The organism is Peteryoungia aggregata LMG 23059 (assembly GCF_030814435.1).
Classification (GTDB): domain Bacteria; phylum Pseudomonadota; class Alphaproteobacteria; order Rhizobiales; family Rhizobiaceae; genus Allorhizobium; species Allorhizobium aggregatum.
Map to the genome: position 1 here is coordinate 291,692 of NZ_JAUSUW010000005.1, position 16,841 is coordinate 308,532.

The 16,841-nt window shown below is 60.6% G+C and carries 17 protein-coding genes; 13 read left to right on the forward strand and 4 right to left on the reverse strand.

Annotation, left to right across the window (positions count from 1 at the left end; translation table 11 throughout):
- Positions 1-4: 4 nt before the first annotated feature.
- The 4 genes from clpA (at position 5) to J2045_RS10805 (ending at position 3,952) form a co-directional block, all read left to right on the forward strand.
- Positions 5-2,488, forward strand: a complete 2,484-nt coding sequence (gene clpA, locus J2045_RS10790; protein WP_307372561.1) for an ATP-dependent Clp protease ATP-binding subunit ClpA — start codon at positions 5-7, stop codon at positions 2,486-2,488.
- A 72-nt stretch (positions 2,489-2,560) separates the two neighbouring features.
- Positions 2,561-3,343 (forward strand): AzlC family ABC transporter permease, encoded by a 783-nt coding sequence (locus J2045_RS10795; RefSeq protein WP_166599389.1) that lies wholly within the window; start codon positions 2,561-2,563, stop codon positions 3,341-3,343.
- Positions 3,343-3,672 carry an AzlD domain-containing protein gene (locus J2045_RS10800; RefSeq protein ID WP_370873079.1) on the forward strand — a complete coding sequence of 110 codons (330 nt, stop codon included), beginning with the start codon at positions 3,343-3,345 and terminating at the stop codon, positions 3,670-3,672. The genes J2045_RS10795 and J2045_RS10800 overlap by 1 nt, the downstream gene beginning before the upstream one ends.
- Positions 3,673-3,763: 91 nt before the next feature.
- The gene (locus J2045_RS10805; RefSeq protein WP_307372563.1) at positions 3,764-3,952 is read left to right on the forward strand and encodes a hypothetical protein; all 189 of its coding nucleotides are present in this window, start codon (positions 3,764-3,766) and stop codon (positions 3,950-3,952) included.
- Positions 3,953-3,984: 32 nt separating this feature from the next.
- Here the strand turns inward: J2045_RS10805 and J2045_RS10810 are convergent, their stop codons facing one another.
- From J2045_RS10810 to J2045_RS10825, 4 genes are all read right to left on the reverse strand, one after another.
- Positions 3,985-4,404 carry an HIT family protein gene (locus J2045_RS10810; RefSeq protein WP_307372565.1) on the reverse strand — a complete coding sequence of 140 codons (420 nt, stop codon included), beginning with the start codon at positions 4,402-4,404 and terminating at the stop codon, positions 3,985-3,987.
- A 70-nt stretch (positions 4,405-4,474) separates the two neighbouring features.
- Positions 4,475-5,674 (reverse strand): GNAT family N-acetyltransferase, encoded by a 1,200-nt coding sequence (locus J2045_RS10815; protein WP_307372568.1) that lies wholly within the window; start codon positions 5,672-5,674, stop codon positions 4,475-4,477.
- A gap of 10 nt (positions 5,675-5,684) precedes the next feature.
- Positions 5,685-6,416: a glycerophosphodiester phosphodiesterase gene (locus J2045_RS10820; protein ID WP_307372570.1), complete on the reverse strand. Its 732-nt coding sequence runs from the start codon at positions 6,414-6,416 to the stop codon at positions 5,685-5,687.
- Positions 6,413-6,883, reverse strand: a complete 471-nt coding sequence (locus J2045_RS10825) for a RidA family protein (RefSeq protein ID WP_307372572.1) — start codon at positions 6,881-6,883, stop codon at positions 6,413-6,415. The genes J2045_RS10820 and J2045_RS10825 overlap by 4 nt, the downstream gene beginning before the upstream one ends.
- A gap of 116 nt (positions 6,884-6,999) precedes the next feature.
- On the opposite strand from J2045_RS10825, the gene J2045_RS10830 reads away from it, so the two are divergent.
- The 9 genes from J2045_RS10830 (at position 7,000) to bamA (ending at position 16,796) form a co-directional block, all read left to right on the forward strand.
- Positions 7,000-7,830: a cell envelope integrity EipB family protein gene (locus tag J2045_RS10830; protein WP_307372573.1), complete on the forward strand. Its 831-nt coding sequence runs from the start codon at positions 7,000-7,002 to the stop codon at positions 7,828-7,830.
- A gap of 188 nt (positions 7,831-8,018) precedes the next feature.
- On the forward strand, positions 8,019-8,786 hold the full coding sequence (gene rpsB, locus J2045_RS10835; protein WP_102019978.1) for a 30S ribosomal protein S2: 768 nt from the start codon (positions 8,019-8,021) through the stop codon (positions 8,784-8,786).
- Positions 8,787-9,046: 260 nt separating this feature from the next.
- Positions 9,047-9,973 (forward strand): translation elongation factor Ts, encoded by a 927-nt coding sequence (tsf, locus tag J2045_RS10840; protein ID WP_307372575.1) that lies wholly within the window; start codon positions 9,047-9,049, stop codon positions 9,971-9,973.
- A 98-nt stretch (positions 9,974-10,071) separates the two neighbouring features.
- A complete protein-coding gene (gene pyrH / locus J2045_RS10845) occupies positions 10,072-10,794 on the forward strand; it encodes a UMP kinase (protein ID WP_102019980.1) in 723 nt (240 codons plus the stop codon).
- Between the two features lie 58 nt (positions 10,795-10,852).
- A complete protein-coding gene (gene frr / locus J2045_RS10850; protein ID WP_166599381.1) occupies positions 10,853-11,413 on the forward strand; it encodes a ribosome recycling factor in 561 nt (186 codons plus the stop codon).
- A gap of 49 nt (positions 11,414-11,462) precedes the next feature.
- On the forward strand, positions 11,463-12,206 hold the full coding sequence (locus tag J2045_RS10855; RefSeq protein ID WP_307372578.1) for an isoprenyl transferase: 744 nt from the start codon (positions 11,463-11,465) through the stop codon (positions 12,204-12,206).
- An 8-nt stretch (positions 12,207-12,214) separates the two neighbouring features.
- On the forward strand, positions 12,215-13,048 hold the full coding sequence (locus J2045_RS10860; RefSeq protein WP_307372779.1) for a phosphatidate cytidylyltransferase: 834 nt from the start codon (positions 12,215-12,217) through the stop codon (positions 13,046-13,048).
- A gap of 66 nt (positions 13,049-13,114) precedes the next feature.
- A complete protein-coding gene (gene rseP, locus J2045_RS10865) occupies positions 13,115-14,248 on the forward strand; it encodes an RIP metalloprotease RseP (RefSeq protein ID WP_307372581.1) in 1,134 nt (377 codons plus the stop codon).
- A gap of 193 nt (positions 14,249-14,441) precedes the next feature.
- The gene (bamA, locus tag J2045_RS10870) at positions 14,442-16,796 is read left to right on the forward strand and encodes an outer membrane protein assembly factor BamA (protein ID WP_307372582.1); all 2,355 of its coding nucleotides are present in this window, start codon (positions 14,442-14,444) and stop codon (positions 16,794-16,796) included.
- Positions 16,797-16,841: the final 45 nt, after the last annotated feature.

Below are 16,841 nucleotides of genomic sequence, written 5' to 3' on the forward strand. Positions count from 1 at the left end.
AGACGTGCCAACATTTTCACCCAGCCTCGAAAAAGCGCTGCATCAGGCCCTGACCTACGCAAACGAGCGTCACCATGAATATGCGACGCTGGAGCACCTGCTGCTCGCTCTGATCGACGACGCGGATGCCGCCGCCGTGATGGGGGCCTGCAACGTCAACCTCGACGCCCTGCGCAAGACCGTCAGCGACTTCGTCGACAATGATCTCGCCAATCTCATCACCGGATATGACGAGGACTCCAAGCCGACTTCGAGCTTCCAGCGCGTCATCCAGCGGGCCGTGATCCACGTCCAGTCTTCCGGTCGCGAGGAAGTCACCGGCGCCAACGTCCTCGTCGCGATCTTTGCCGAGCGCGAGAGCAATGCTGCGTACTTCCTGCAGGAACAGGAAATGACCCGTTACGACGCGGTCAACTACATCTCGCACGGTATCGGCAAGCGACCGGGCGCTTCGCAGGTCCGCAATCCCCGTGGTGCGGAAGAGGGTGAGCCCGAGGCGAAACAGGGCCGTGAGCCGGAGGAAGGTTCGGCAAAGGGCAAGCAGGAGGCTTTGAAAGCCTATTGCGTCAACCTCAATGAAAAGGCCAAGACCGGCCGCATCGACCCGCTGATCGGCCGTCATGACGAAGTCAACCGGACGATCCAGGTCCTGTGCCGCCGTTCCAAGAACAACCCGCTCTATGTCGGCGATCCCGGCGTCGGCAAGACGGCGATTGCCGAGGGCCTCGCCAAGCGCATCGTCGAGGGCAAGGTTCCGGAAGCATTGGCGGATGCCACGATCTTCTCGCTCGACATGGGCACGCTTCTCGCCGGCACGCGTTATCGCGGAGACTTCGAGGAGCGCCTGAAGCAGGTCGTCAAGGAACTGGAAGACTATCCGGGCGCCGTGCTGTTCATTGACGAGATCCACACTGTCATCGGTGCCGGTGCCACCTCGGGCGGCGCAATGGATGCCTCGAACCTCTTGAAGCCGGCCCTCTCGTCGGGGGCGATCCGCTGCATCGGCTCGACCACCTACAAGGAATACCGCCAGTTCTTCGAAAAGGACCGGGCGCTCGTTCGCCGTTTCCAGAAGATCGACGTCAACGAGCCGTCCATCGATGATGCCATCGAGATCATGAAGGGCCTGAAGCCCTATTTCGAGGACTATCACAAGCTCCGTTACACCAACGAGGCGATCAAGTCGGCCGTCGAGCTTTCGGCCCGCTACATCTCCGACCGCAAGCTGCCCGACAAGGCGATCGATGTGATCGACGAGACCGGTGCGGCCCAGATGCTGCTGCCGGCGTCGCGCCGCCGCAAGCTGATCACCGAGAAGGAGATCGAGGCAACGATCGCCACCATGGCCCGCATTCCCCCGAAGACGGTGTCCAAGGACGACGAGATGGTGCTCGCCAATCTCGAAAAGGAACTGCGCTCGGTCGTCTACGGCCAGGACAAGGCGATCGAGGCACTCTCGACCTCGATCAAGCTTGCGCGTGCGGGTCTTCGCGAACCGAACAAGCCGATCGGCTGCTATGTCTTTTCCGGCCCGACCGGTGTGGGCAAGACGGAAGTCGCCAAGCAGCTGGCCTCGTCGCTTGGCGTCGAACTCCTGCGATTCGACATGTCGGAATATATGGAGCGGCACACGGTCTCGCGTCTGCTCGGGGCGCCTCCCGGCTATGTCGGTTTCGACCAGGGCGGTCTCTTGACCGATGGCGTCGACCAGCATCCGCATTGTGTTGTGCTGCTTGATGAAATCGAAAAGGCGCATCCGGATATCTACAACATCCTGTTGCAGGTCATGGACCATGGCCAGCTGACCGACCACAACGGCAAGAAGATCGACTTCCGCAACGTCATCCTGATCATGACGACCAATGCGGGCGCATCGGAAATGGCCAAGTCGGCAATCGGCTTCGGTTCGTCGAAGCGCACCGGCGAAGACGAGGAGGCGCTCAACCGCCTGTTCACGCCGGAATTCCGCAACCGTCTCGACGCGACGATCCCGTTTGCACCTCTGCCGACGGAAGTCATCCATCAGGTCGTTCAGAAGTTCGTCATGCAGCTGGAAGCCCAGCTGTCCGAGCGCAACGTCACCTTCGACCTCTCGGAACCCGCAATCGCCTGGTTGGCGAAGAGCGGTTACGACGAGAAGATGGGCGCACGTCCGCTGTCTCGTGTCATTCAGGAGCACATCAAGAAGCCGCTCGCCAACGAGATCCTTTTCGGCAAGTTGAAGAAGGGTGGCGTCGTGAAGGTCGGGACGAAGTTGGACGAAAGCGGCGAGGAAGTACTCGACCTCGAGGCGATTTCCGAGGTGGCCGCAGTGAAGCCGAAGCCGAAGCCGGAAGTTGAGGTTGCCTCGGCCAAGCCCGCTAAAGCCAAGCGCAAGCCCTCTGCCAAGGCGCAGGCCACTCAGGATGAGGGTGATGTCGCCGTCATCGACGAGGCACCAAAGCCGGTGAAGCGGTCTGCCGTGCCGAAGGTGCCGAAGAAGAAGTAAGCGCAGTGCTTGAAAGATATGCGTGCCGGGCGTTGAGCCCGGCACTTTCTTTTTGACGATCCGGAATTTCAGATGTCTTCTGTTTCTAGCGATATCTCCCAATTGCGGTGGTTTTTCACCGGCATGCGTGGCCTCTTCAGCCTGCCTGCGATCATCCTGATGATCTCCTTCGTCGGCTTCTCCGCCTTTGCACTCGAATCGGGCGTCAGTCGCGCAGAAGCCATGTTCATGACGGCTTCCGTCTGGGCCCTGCCGGCCAAGATGATCCTGATTGGCTCGATGACCAGCGGCGCCAATCTTCTCGGTATCTTTCTTGCGGTCTCGCTGTCCTCGATCCGGATGATGCCGATGGTGGCATCGCTGGTTCCGGAGATGCGCACGGAACGCACGCCCACCTGGTTGCTGTTGCTGCTCTCGCATTTCGTTGCAATCACCGCCTGGGTCTTTGCGATGGGAAGCTTCAAGGATGTCCCGCGAGAGGTGCGTGTCGCCTATTTCGCCGGCTTCGGCATCACCCTGGTGACGGTCAACACCATTCTGGTCGGCGTCTGCTATGGTCTGGTCGCGGCCTTCCCGCCTGTTGTCGCGGCCCTCCTGTTCTTCCTGACACCTGTCTATTTCATTGCCTCGATCTGGGCGACGGGCCGCCAGTCCGTGGTCAAGGTCGCCTTTGTGGTCGGCGTGATCTCCGGGCCTTTGCTCGCCGTGTTCGTCCCCGGTTTCGACATTCTGATCGCAGGTCTGGGCGGGGGAACGCTGGCCTACCTCTTCGACCGTTACGTGATCCGGAAGCGCGGTGCTGCCAAGGACACGTCCGTCACCGATCCGTCGCCGCAATCCGAGGAGGTGATCTGATGCAGGAATACTGGCCCTATATCGTGATCATTGTTGCCGGATGGCTCGCCACGGACTTCTGGCGCTGGATGGGTGTGATCGCCGGCAACCGGCTTCAGGAAGGATCCGAGGCGCTGAATTGGGTGAGGGCGGTTGCGACTGCGCTCGTCATGGCCGTGACCGCGAAGCTCGTGGTCTTCCCGACCGGTACGCTCGAAAGCTCGCCGCTCTGGCTCCGGCTTGCAGCGGCAGGTCTGGGCTTTGCAGCCTTCCTGCTGTCGGGCCAGCGGGTCATTGTCGGGGTCGTGGTTCCGCTTGCAATCCTGGGCGCCGGTCTGCTCTGGCTCTGAGGTCGCGCCCAATCACAGGCGCGTGTCTTCACTGGACTTGCCACAATTCGCTTCCCAAATCGGGTCCACCGATCAACACAAGGAAAGCGAAATGTCAAAGGTAGTACGCTTCCGCCGTCTGAGACATGGCGATCCCCCGAGGTTCAAGGTCCTGCCGGATGACCTGCGCAAGAGGTCTTCTCGCACCGGTTCCCGGAGAACGATGCGTTCGTTTCCGATCATCATCCTTGCCCTCGTCGGCGTTGCCGCTCTGCTGGTCGTCGGCGGTTTCGTCGCCTGACCCTGCTACTGGCTTGCCGCAGGGCGCTCCTCTCAGAGTGCCGCCTTGATCTTTTCGGCCTGGGCCTTCAGCATCTCGACATCTGCCATGCCGCCGGCGTGGGGCTTGAGCGGCACGCCCTCGTGGCGCGGGATGACATGGAAATGCAGGTGAAAGACGGTCTGGCCGGCCGAGGGCTCATTGAATTGTGCGATGTAGATGCCATCGGCCTCGAAGGCTTCCTTGGCCGCATTGGCGAGCTTCTGCACGACCGGCATCAGCTTTGCGAGCACCGCTGGATCGGCATCGAGCAGATTGCGTGAACCCTGCTTCGGGATCACCAGAAGGTGGCCCGGCGCCTGTGGCATGACGTCCATGAAGGCGAGCGTATCCTCGTCCTCGTAGAGCTTTACCGACGGGATCGTGCCGGCGAGGATCTTGGCGAAGATGTTGTTGGGATCATAGGCGGTCATGGCTGTCTCCTCGATTGTCGGGGCCACTTAACGGCAAGCTAGCTCCGGCTTCAAGAGCGCGGCGGCGCTCTCAACCGTCGAATTCCTCGCCGTCACGCGGCAGGCGCTCGCCTTTGCGGAAGGGTGTGTGTTCGCCGAGATATTCGCCAGCCTGGGCAACCTCACGGCGCTCATGCGCGAGATAGTCGGCGACAGCCCGGCGCAGGCCCGGATGGGTGATGAAATGAGCGGAATGGGTGAGGACGGGTTCATAGCCGCGCGCCAGCTTATGCTCGCCCTGGGCACCCGCCTCGACCCGATCGAGACCCTTCTCCAGCGCGAAGTCGATCGCCTGATGATAGCAGACCTCGAAATGCAAGAAGGGATGGTCCTCGATGCAGCCCCAATGGCGGCCATAAAGGGCCTCGGCGCCGATGAAGTTGATGGCGCCGGCGACATATCGCCCATTTCGCTTCGCCATCACCAACAGGATGTCGTCGGGCATGCGCTCACCAACCAGCGAATAAAAGAGGCGGGTGAGATAAGGCCTGCCCCACTTGCGGCTGCCAGTGTCGATATAGAAGCGGAAGAACTGGTCCCAGATGTCTTCCGTGAGGTCGGCACCCGTAAGCCAGTCGATGCTGATGCCGTTTTCGAGGGCTGCCCGGCGCTCCTTGCGCAGGTTCTTGCGCTTCGACGACGAGAGTTCGGCGAGAAACGCCTCGTGGTTCGCATAACCGCGATTGATGAAGTGGAACTGCTGATCCGTCCGATGCAGAAAATTGGCTTCCGTAAGAGAAGATAACTCACCTTGCGGAAGGAAAGTCACATGTGCCGAGGAGGTGCCGAGTTCACCGGCTACCTGCTGCAGTCCATGTGCCAGCAGTCCCTGGATCCGCGAGACATCCTCACCATGGCGCACCAGCAGCCGGGGCCCTGTTGCCGGGGTGAACGGAATGGATGCCTGGAGCTTCGGATAATAACGCCCGCCGGCCCTATGAAAGGCATCCGCCCATCCATGGTCGAAGACATATTCGCCCTGGCTGTGGCTCTTGAGGTAGCAGGGAATGGCGCCGAGAAGCCGCCCTTCCTCCTCCAGCAAAAGGTGATGGCCCATCCAGCCGGTCTCGGCTGTCGCCGAGCCGGATTCTTCGAGCGCCGAAAGGAAGGCATGCGAGGTGAAGGGATTGTAGCCCGGCTCCGAATGGGAGGCCCCGGAGAGGAGACCCCATTCGCTGGATGGGATCTCCTGGAAGGAGCGCACTACGCGGATCGTCACCTCGTCTGCCATGGATCTCCCGTCAGGCAATCGCCGGCGACTGGCGCGGGTCGAAGCCTTCGAATGTCATCTGGTCTGCATAGGTATAGGTCTGTGCCCGCATGATTTCATCCCTGACGGTCCAGGTAATCACGGGTGTGCCCTTTTCACGCAGTCCGGTGACGAAATCATTCGGCAGATGCGCCACGCAATAGGATGTGAAGTCCAGTCCGAGATCCATCGCTTCCTTGTGGGCGCTGAGGTTCTCCGGCTTTACGCCTTCCGCCGTGAGGCCGACCGGCCAGGGGCATCCCGCCACCTTGAGTGCGCGCAGGAGGTGATAATCGAAGCTCATCAGCGCGACCTTGCCCTCATAACCCTCCAGCACTTCGAGCACGGCCTCGACGAAGCCGTCGTCATGCTCGGCGTCGATGCCCTTGAGCTCGATCACCAGCGGAACCCGGCCCTTCACGAGGTCCAGCATCTGACGAAGCGTCGGGATCTTGTCGGCGGTTCCACCGATCGACAGCATCCGCAATTCACCGGCGGTGCGCTCGCGGACTTCACCATTCATGTTGCAGAGCCGCTGCAGGTCGTGGTCGTGGAACACCATGGGCACGCTGTCGGACGAGAGCTGGATGTCACATTCGATGGCGAAGCCTGCCTCGATGGCCCGGCTGAAAGCCGAGAGTGTGTTTTCCCAGATTTGCCTGTTCATGTCGTGATAACCGCGATGGGCGACCGGCAGGTCCTTGATCCAGTCAACCGAACTCACAGCGCAATCTCCAGGATGGCGTCGATCTCGACGGCGGCATTCAGCGGTAGCTGGGCCACGCCCACGGCAGCGCGTGCGTGTTTGCCGGCGTCACCCAGCACGTTCGCGATCAGGTTCGAGGCACCGTTGATGACGAGGTGCTGCTCGATAAAGCCCGGAGCGGATGCGACGAAACCATTCAGCTTCACGACACGGCTGATCCGCGACAGGTCGCAGGACAGTGCGGCTTTCGCCTGGGCCAGGATGTTGATGGCGCAGAGTTCGGCTGCCCGCTGGGCGTCGGCGAGCACGACATCGTCGCCGACAAGACCTGTCACCGCCACTTTTCCGCCTTCAATCGGCAACTGGCCGGAGAGGAACAGCAGGTTTCCGCTGATCACATAGGGCACGTAATTGGCGGCGGGGGCAGCAGCTTCAGGCAGGCTGATGCCCAGCGCTGCAAGGCGGCCGTCGATTGTGTCGGACATAGCAGATTCCCGGTCTGTTGATAAAAGTTGAGAAAGTTGTGGCGACGAAAAGCATGTCTCGCTTTTGCCGGATGTGTTCTTATAACATCGATGACGAGTCCAACAGGAGGGTGTCGATGTTTCCTTTGCGAATGGCGGTCCGTACGACGCTTTCCCTTGCTGCCTTTGGCGCGGCGGGGCAGGTGGCCAATGCGGCGACCGTCGGCCTTGTGCCGCATCGCGCCGTCTACGAGATCGTGCTGAAAGAAGCATCCGACCGCTCAGGGATCGAATCCGTGCGCGGTCGCATGGTCTATGAGTTCAGCGGCTCGGCCTGCAAGGGCTTCAACACCCAGTTCCGCTTCGTCACCCGCATCGACGTGGGCGAGGGCGTGCGCGTCACCGACCAGCGCTCGACCACCTTCGAAGATGTGCCTGCCGGCAAGTTCCGATTCGAGAATAAGTCCTTCACCGATGACCAGTTGGACAAGGACGTCAGCGGTGCTGCGGCCGAAGCCGGCGGCAAGGTCAAGATCGAGCTGACCGGACCCGACAGGCGGGATATCGAACTCGCCGACAGCCGCTTTCCGGCCGAGCACATGCTTGAAGTGATCGCCCGTGCCCGCAAGGGCGAGCGTGTTTTCGAATCGCGGATCTTCGACGGTTCCGAAGACGGCGACCAGACCTTCCTCACGACCACCATTGTCGGCGGCCCGCAGCAGTCTACGAAGACGGATCCGGAAGCCAAGGCTCTGGCAACCCTCGGAACGCAGGACTACTGGCCGGTCTCGATCGCCTATTTTGACGAGAAGACGAGGGGCGACCAGGAGCCGATCTACAGCCAGTCCTTCAAGCTCTACGAAAACGGCGTGACCCGTGACCTGACGCTCGACTACGGCGATTTTGTCCTGGCCGGCAAGCTGACCAAGCTCGAAGTGCTCGGCAAGCCCGACGGCGATTGCCAGTAAACCGGCTCGATTGCCGGAATTCGGCGCGTCCGCTATTGATTTTTGACCGACGCCCCTGTATGGCCGGCGTCATTCCACACGCGAGACTTGGGATCGTCAGGGAGAAATCCTGTCGTTTCCGCCCGGTGGCTGGCCGAAAGGTCTGCTGTTTGTCTCGCGGGGGTTAAACCGGAAAAGGAGAAAAAGGCATGGCATTGCCTGATTTTAGCATGCGTCAGCTTCTGGAAGCTGGCGTTCACTTCGGTCACCAGACGCATCGCTGGAACCCGAAGATGAAGCCGTACATCTTCGGCGATCGTAACAACATTCACATCATCGACCTGGCTCAGACCGTTCCGATGTTGTCGCGCGCCCTTCAGGTCGTGTCCGACACCGTTGCTCGTGGCGGCCGCGTTCTGTTCGTTGGCACCAAGCGCCAGGCTTCGGAAATCATCGCTGATTCCGCCAAGCGTTCGGCCCAGTACTACGTCAACTCCCGCTGGCTCGGCGGCATGATGACCAACTGGAAGACCATTTCGAACTCGATCGCCCGTCTGCGCAAGCTCGACGAGATCCTGGCTTCGGAAGCTTCTGGCTACTCCAAGAAGGAGCGCCTGAACCTCGAGCGCGAACGCGAGAAGCTGGAAAAGGCTCTCGGCGGTATCCGCGATATGGGCGGCACCCCGGACCTGATGTTCATCATCGACACCAACAAGGAAAAGATCGCGATCGACGAAGCCAAGCGCCTCGGCATCCCGGTCGTTGCTGTCATCGACTCGAACTGCGATCCGGACCTCATCGACTATCCGATCCCGGGCAACGACGACGCCTCGCGCGCCATCTCGCTCTATTGCGACCTGATCTCGCGCGCTGCCATCGACGGCATCGCTCGCCAGCAGGGCGCCTCGGGTCGTGACATCGGCGCGTCTGCCGAAGCTCCGATCGAGCCGGCTCTCGAGACCGAAGCAGAAGCTTAATCGCTTTACGCGGCGGGTAACCGCCGCTTTTTCCCGTCAAGGGAATGGCCGCCTGCAAGCTCGCCTGAGCAGCGGGCGGCCTCCGTTCTTCAAGATGCCATTCGCGTCACGCGAGAAGGCGTCGAAGACGGCCGATTGTTTCCGTGGTGACCCGCTTCATCACGTTGTCATACATCCGGGTACATTTCGTCCCCAACCTAGCGGTTCACCGTTCCCCTCGCGGCCACGGGTCGACCGCCTGAACAGACAAGAGGCACACAATGGCTGAAATCACTGCAGCACTGGTAAAGGAACTGCGCGAAAAGTCCGGCGCAGGCATGATGGATTGCAAGAAGGCTCTCATCGAGAACGACGGTGACGTCGAAGCCGCCATCGACTGGCTGCGCGCCAAGGGTATCGCCAAGGCTGACAAGAAGTCGGGCCGCACGGCTGCTGAAGGCCTGATCGGCATCAACGGCGCCGGCACCTCGGCCGTTGTCGTCGAATTGAACTCCGAAACCGACTTCGTTGCTCGTAACGATGCCTTCCAGGATCTCGTCCGCGGCGTGGCGTCTGTTGCCATCGGCACCGACGGTTCGGTCGACGCGATCGGCGCTGCCACCTATCCGGCAACCGGCAAGTCCGTCACCGACACCATCAAGGATGCAATCGCCCATATCGGCGAGAACATGACGCTGCGTCGCGCCGTCAAGCTCTCGGTCGAAGACGGTGTCGTCGCAACCTACGTCCACAACGCTGCTTCTGAAGGCCTCGGCAAGCTCGGCGTTCTCGTCGCGCTCAAGTCGACCGGCAACAAGGACGTGCTGGCTGCCATCGGGCGCCAGGTCGCCATGCACATCGCTGCCACCAACCCGCTCGCCATCCGTTCGGAAGAAGTCGATGCCGCTGTCGCCGAGCGCGAGCGCAACGTCTTCATCGAACAGTCGCGCGCCTCGGGCAAGCCGGACGCCATCATCGAAAAGATGGTTGAAGGCCGCATGCGCAAGTTCTTCGAAGAAGTCGCTCTTCTCTCGCAGGCTTTTGTCATCAACCCGGACCTGACCGTCGGCGACGCCATCAAGGCTGCCGAGAAGGACGCTGGCGCCCCGATCGAAGTGACCGGCATGGCTCGCCTGCTGCTCGGCGAAGGCATCGAAAAGGAAGAGTCCGACTTTGCTGCCGAAGTCGCGGCTGTTGCCAAGGGCTGATTGCGCTTTTCCCCTTCTTCAAGGGAAAACATTGGGGCATCGCGTGACAACGCGATGCCCTTCGTGTATCCGGCACAGAATTGTTCTCGGGAGCTTTCATGTCAGCCAAGCCATTGTTCAAACGCGTCCTCCTCAAGGCTTCCGGTGAAGCCCTCATGGGCAGTCAGGGATTCGGGATCGATGTCGCAGTGGCCGATCGGATCGCTGGCGATATCGCTGAAGCCCGCCGCATGGGTGTCGAAGTCGGCGTCGTCGTCGGCGGTGGCAACATCTTCCGCGGCGTCGCCGTTGCCTCCAAGGGCGGCGATCGCGTCACCGGCGATCACATGGGCATGCTGGCGACCGTCATCAACGCGCTGGCACTTGCGACCTCTCTGCGCAAACTCGACATCGATACGGTGGTTCTCTCGGCCATCGCCATGCCCGAGATCTGCGAAAGCTTCTCGCAGCGCGCCGCCTTGCACCATCTGGCGCAGGGCAGGGTGGTGATCTTCGCTGGCGGCACGGGCAACCCGTTCTTCACCACCGATTCTGCTGCTGCACTGCGCGCCGCCGAGATCGGCGCCCAGGCGATCTTCAAGGGAACCCAGGTCGACGGCATCTATTCCGCCGATCCGAAGAAGGACCCGACCGCGACCCGTTTCGACAGCTTGACCCATGACGAAGTCCTGCAGAAGGGTCTTGCCGTGATGGACGTCGCCGCCGTGGCGCTCGCGCGCGAAAACCACATTCCGATCATCGTCTTCTCGATCCACGAGAAGGGTGGCTTCGGCGAAATCCTGTCGGGCGCCGGTCGCATGACCATCGTCACTGACAACTGATCACACTGAAGGGCGGCCATCGCATGCCGCCGACTGACAGAGCAATGGGAGAACCATGATGACCGCAGGGGTTGATCTCAACGACATCAAGCGCCGCATGGACGGCGCAATCAACGCGTTCAAGAATGACATCGCGTCGCTGCGTACGGGCCGCGCTACCGCCAACGTCCTCGATCCGGTTGTGGTCGAAGCCTACGGCTCCCGGGTTCCACTGAACCAGGTCGCCAACGTGACCGTGCCGGAGCCCCGCATGCTCGGCGTCTCGATCTGGGACAAGTCGATGGTCAACGCCGTCGACCGCGCGATCCGCGAAGCAAATCTGGGCCTCAACCCGATTGTTGACGGCCAGAACCTTCGAATTCCGCTGCCCGAGCTCAACGAAGAGCGCCGCAAGTCGCTCGTCAAGGTCGCCCACGACTATGCCGAAAAGGCCAAGGTCGCCATTCGCCACGTTCGTCGTGACGGTATGGACGGTCTGAAGAAGGCTGAAAAGGATGGTTCGATCAGCCAGGACGACAGCCGTTCCCTCTCCGAGAAGGTGCAGAAGATGACCGACGAGACGATTGTCGACGTCGACCGCTTGCTCGTCGAGAAGGAAAAGGAAATCATGCAGGTATAAGCGAGAGTCGTCTTTCGCCGTACTCTCCGAGCCGCCTGGATCCTCGCCAATGTCGACAGTTCAACATCGCATCGTTCCACAGCATGTTGCGATCATCATGGATGGCAATGGCCGCTGGGCAAATGCGCGCGGTCTTCCTCGCACCTTCGGCCACCGCAAGGGCGTGGAGACGGTGCGCGAGACGGTGAAGGCGGCAGGCGAGGCGGGTGTCTCGTTTCTGACGCTCTTTGCCTTCTCTTCCGAGAACTGGCGGCGTCCCGAATCCGAGGTCAATGAACTCTTCGGCCTGTTGAAGGCATTCATTCGGCGCGATCTTGCGGATCTGCACCAGGCAGGTGTCCGGATCCGGATCATTGGTGACCGGGAGAATCTGCGGGAGGACATCAGGTCTCTGCTGATCGAGGCCGAGGACACGACGGCTGCCAACTCCGGAATGACCCTTGTTATCGCGTTCAACTACGGATCGCGCGACGAGATCGCCCGGGCTGCCGCGCGCCTTGCCGTTGAGGTGCAAGCCGGTCGGCTCGCCCCCTCCGACATTGACGCGCAGAAGATCAACGACTGCCTCGACACAGCCGGAATTCCGGATCCGGACCTCGTTATCCGCACCAGTGGCGAAGAGCGCTTGTCGAATTTCCTGTTATGGCAGGCGGCCTATGCCGAGTTGATGTTTGTACCTGACTTCTGGCCTGATTTCACTCCGGCGCTGTTCAATTCCGTGCTTGAACGATACGCCGCCCGCGATCGGCGCTTCGGTGGCTTGTCGACCAAAGCGGTGGCGGTCGGCACATGACCCTGACGATGTCGCGCGAACTCCGGCTGAGGATCCTGTCCGCAATCGTCATGATCATCGTGGTCCTGTCGGCGACATGGTTCGGCGGTTTCGCGTTCAAGGTGGTTGCAGTGGCAATCGGGCTATTGGTCTACTACGAGTGGTCGACCATCACGCGTCTTGCTGAAGGCAACCTCCGGGCCAATGCCTTCGGCTGGTTCTCGATGGCGCTGGTCAGCTTGAACATGCTGTTTGGCCAGGCCGGGTTGACGGTGCCTCTCTTTGCCGGCCTGCTTATCACGGCTGCGATCCCGTCGCTCCTGCGGCGCGTCAGTTGGTGGCAGCCGGCCGGCTTCCTCTATGCGGGCCTGACTGCCATCTCCTTGTCGGCGATTCGGGGCGAGGATCAACTCGGCTTCATCGCCATGCTCTTCGTTTTCGTCGTCGTCTGGGCAACCGATATTCTCGCCTATTTCGTCGGCAGGGCGATTGGTGGACCCAAGCTGGCGCCACGCATCTCTCCCGGGAAGACATGGTCCGGTGCCATTGGGGGCGCCGTGGCGGGTGTCGTTGGCGGGATGCTGGTCGCCATGGCCCATTTTCAGGATGTTGGCCTCTGGGTTGCTGTTGTCGCCTTGACGCTCTCGGTCGCCAGCGAGGTCGGGGACCTGTTCGAGTCCTTCATCAAGCGCCGCTTCGGCGTGAAGGATTCCAGCCGGCTGATTCCGGGGCACGGTGGTGTCATGGATCGGGTTGACGGCCTTGTATTCGCCTGCTTTGCCGCGTTCTTCTTGGCGATCGGCAGTTCAGCCGGCAGCGCCAATGCCGTCGTGTCCATGGGAGCCTTCCTCTTCGGTCTGTAAAGATCGGGTCGAACGTACCGATCGACGGATTAAACCTTCGCAACATGCGAGACTGGGATACGAATGATGGATCACATGAGCGCAGTTTTCGGCTTTCTCGGCGGGTATATCCTGCCCTATATCCTGATCCTGTCGCTGCTCGTCTTCATTCACGAGATGGGGCACTATCTCGCAGGCCGGTGGTCTGGGATCCGGATCCTTGCCTTCTCCGTCGGTTTTGGACCGGAGCTGATCGGCTACACCGACAGCCACGGAACCCGCTGGAAGATCTCGGCCATTCCACTCGGTGGCTATGTCCGGTTCTTCGGAGACGCGGATGCGGCCAGCCGCCCCGATGGCACGCTGGCCGAGACGCTGACGGAAGAGGAACGCGCGCAAACGCTGGATGGCGCAAAGCTGTGGAAGCGCGCCGTGACCGTAGCGGCTGGCCCGCTTGCCAACTTCCTGCTCGCCATCGTCATCTTTGCCGGCATCTTCGCAACGATGGGCAAGCCGGTCTCCGACCCCGTTGTTGCGGACATCAAGCCGGGCAGTGCGGCGGAAGCGGCAGGCATTGAGCGTGGGGACGTCCTGGTGGCTCTCGACGGGCGTACGATCGAAACCTTCGACGATGTCGTGCGCTACATCACCATGCGCCCGGAGATCCCGGTTGAGGTGACCGTACGCCGCGACGGGCAGGACCTCGACTTCAACCTCGTGCCCAAGCGGGCCATCACCGCCGACCGCTTCGGCAACGAGATGGAGGTTGGCCAGATCGGCATCATCACCGACCAGCAGGCTGGCAATTTCCGCATCGTCGAGTTGTCACCCATCCAGGCCGTATGGGAGGGCGTTCGCCAGACCGGGCATATCGTAACCGGGACCTTCGACTATATCGGCAACATGATTGCCGGTCGCATGAATGCCGATCAGCTCGGCGGGCCGGTTCGGGTCGTGCAGGCGTCCGGAGAAATGGCAACGCTTGGCGTTATCGCTCTGTTAAATCTGGCAGCGGTTCTTTCCGTTTCTCTGGGGCTTTTGAATTTGATGCCAGTTCCGGTCCTTGACGGGGGCCATCTCGTTCTCTACGCGATTGAAGCAGTGCGGGGGAGGCCGATGGGTCAGGGCGCACAGGAGATCGCCTTCCGTATTGGTATGGCGATGATCCTGTCTCTGATGGTTTTTGCCACCTGGAACGATATCAGCCGGTTGATTGGCTAGCGGGGAGCTTGCAAGGTGTGAAGGGATTTGTTTACGATGTTTCAAATTGATAGTGGCGATTGGGCCACGCGTTGAAATGAAGTAAACAGAAATTAACGCGCACACTTGCTTGTAGGGTAAAACCCGCTAAAACCACACACGGGCCGGAGTCGGGTAACGACTGCGGGGCAATGGAAGAAGGTAAAGTATACACATGAAGGCTGGTTCAAAGTTTTTGAACGCAGTATCGGCGGTCGCGCTGTCTGCTGGTGTTGTGTCTTCGGGAGCAGGTATTGCCGTCCTCGCATCGGCCGTTGCTGCCGAAGCTGCAGTGGTTCAGCGTATTGATGTACGCGGTGCTCAGCGTGTGGGCGCCGAGGCTGTACGCTCCAACCTTTCGATCCAGCCGGGTCGGACTTTCTCCAATGCCGACATCGATGAATCGGTCAAGCGTCTGTACGCGACCGGCTTTTTCTCCGATGTCCAGATTTCGGTTTCGGGCGGCACGCTTGTCGTCACCGTCGCTGAGAACCAGCTGGTCAATCAGGTGGTCTTCAACGGCAACCGTAAGATCAAGGACGATAAGCTGCAGGGCGTCGTCCAGACCCAGGCGCAGGGACCGTATAGCGACAGCCTTATCAGCGCGGACATCCAGCGCATTCGTGAGGCCTATTCTGCCATCGGCCGCAGTGACGTCGAAGTTACCACGCAGGTCGTTCCGGTTGCGGAAGGGCGCGTGAACCTCGCTTTCGTGATCAATGAAGGTGAGCGCACCAAGATCAGCACGATCAATTTCGTCGGCAACAGCGCCTATTCCGACGGTCGCCTTGCTGCCGTTCTGCAGACCAAGGAATCCGGCATTCTGTCCTTCCTGACCCGTAAGGACGTGTACAACGAAGACAAGCTGCGCGCCGATGAAGAGGCGCTGCGCCAGTTCTACTACAACCACGGTTATGCGGATTTCCGTGTGATCTCGTCTGAAGCCGTGCTCAATGAGGCCGGCAACGAATACACGATCAACATCACTGTCGATGAAGGTCAGCGCTACAGGTTCGGTGCGGTTTCTGTCGAGTCGACGGTTGACGGCATTGATGGTTCTGAACTGCAGGGTCTTCTGGAAACGCGCGAAGGCAGCACCTACAGCGCCCGTGACGTTCAGAAGTCCATGGAAGCGATTTCCCGCCGTGTATCTTCGGCCGGCTATCCCTTTGCTCGCGTCGTTCCGCGCGGCGACCGCAACTTCGAAACCAACACCATCGGCGTCACCTATCTGGTCGATCAGGGTGAGCGCGCCTATGTGGAGCGCATCGAAGTTCGCGGCAACACCCGTACCCGCGACTACGTGATCCGCCGCGAATTCGATATCTCCGAAGGCGACGCCTTCAACCAGGAGACCATCTCGCGCGCCAAGCGTCGTCTCGAAGCTCTTGGTTTCTTCTCGTCCGTCAACATCTCGACTCAGGCTGGCAGTTCGCCGGACCGCGTCGTTGTGGTCGTCGACGTGCAGGATCAGCCGACCGGTTCGTTCGGCATCGGCGCTGGTTACTCTGTCGGTGACGGCGGTTTGGTTCTTGAAGCCTCTGTCGAGGAAAAGAACTTCCTCGGTCGCGGCCAGTTCATCCGCGTTGCCGCCGGTGGTGGTTTCGACGAGACGCAGACCTACAATTTCTCCTTCACCGAGCCGTATTTCCTCGGCTATCGTCTGGCCGCTGGCTTTGACGTGTTCAAGAGCTCGACCAGTTCGAACTCCAACTATGACTACGAGGAGCAGGGCGCGACCATCCGCGTGACCGCGCCGATCACCGAAGATCTGGCGACGACGCTGCGCTACACCTACAAGGAAATCGACTATATCGAGGATGGTGCCTTCGGCTCCGACGGTATTGGCGGCAACGGCGATGACCGCGTTGCACAGCCTTACATCGATGCGATCAACGGCAGCACCTGGCAGCAGTCCATTCTCGGTCACTCGATCGTCTACAACACGGTCGATGATCGTCAGAACCCGCATGAAGGCATCTATGCGAGCTTCACGCATGAATATGCCGGTCTGGGTGGCGATTCCGAATACTACAAGGCCTTTGTCCGCGCCCGCATGTTCTACACCTTGTCGGATGAGTTCGACATCGTCGGCTCGCTGGCTGGTTCGGCCGGTCACGTCGTGGCTCTCGGTGACAACCTGAATGTCTTCGATCAGTTCAAGATCGGCGGCAAGGAAATCCGCGGCTTCGACAACAGCGGCATTGGCCCGCGTCTTGACGGCGATTCGATCGGTGGTACGACCTACTTCACCGCATCGGCAGAGGCGACATTCCCGCTTCCGATGGTCCCGCAGGATCTTGGCTTCCGTGGTGCGGTCTTCGCCGATGCCGGTACGCTTTATGGCAGCGAACTTCAGAGCGACACTGGCGCCGTAGGCACTGGTATGTCGATCCGTGCGTCCGTTGGTGCCGGCCTCGTCTGGAATTCCCCTTTCGGTGCCCTGCGCGTCGATTATGCGGTTCCGGTCGCAAAGGAAGACTTCGACGAGACCCAGGAATTCCGCTTCAGCATGGCGAACCAGTTCTAAGACTGGCGGTCCAGAACTGCTGACAGGTTGACGTTCTGGAGCGTT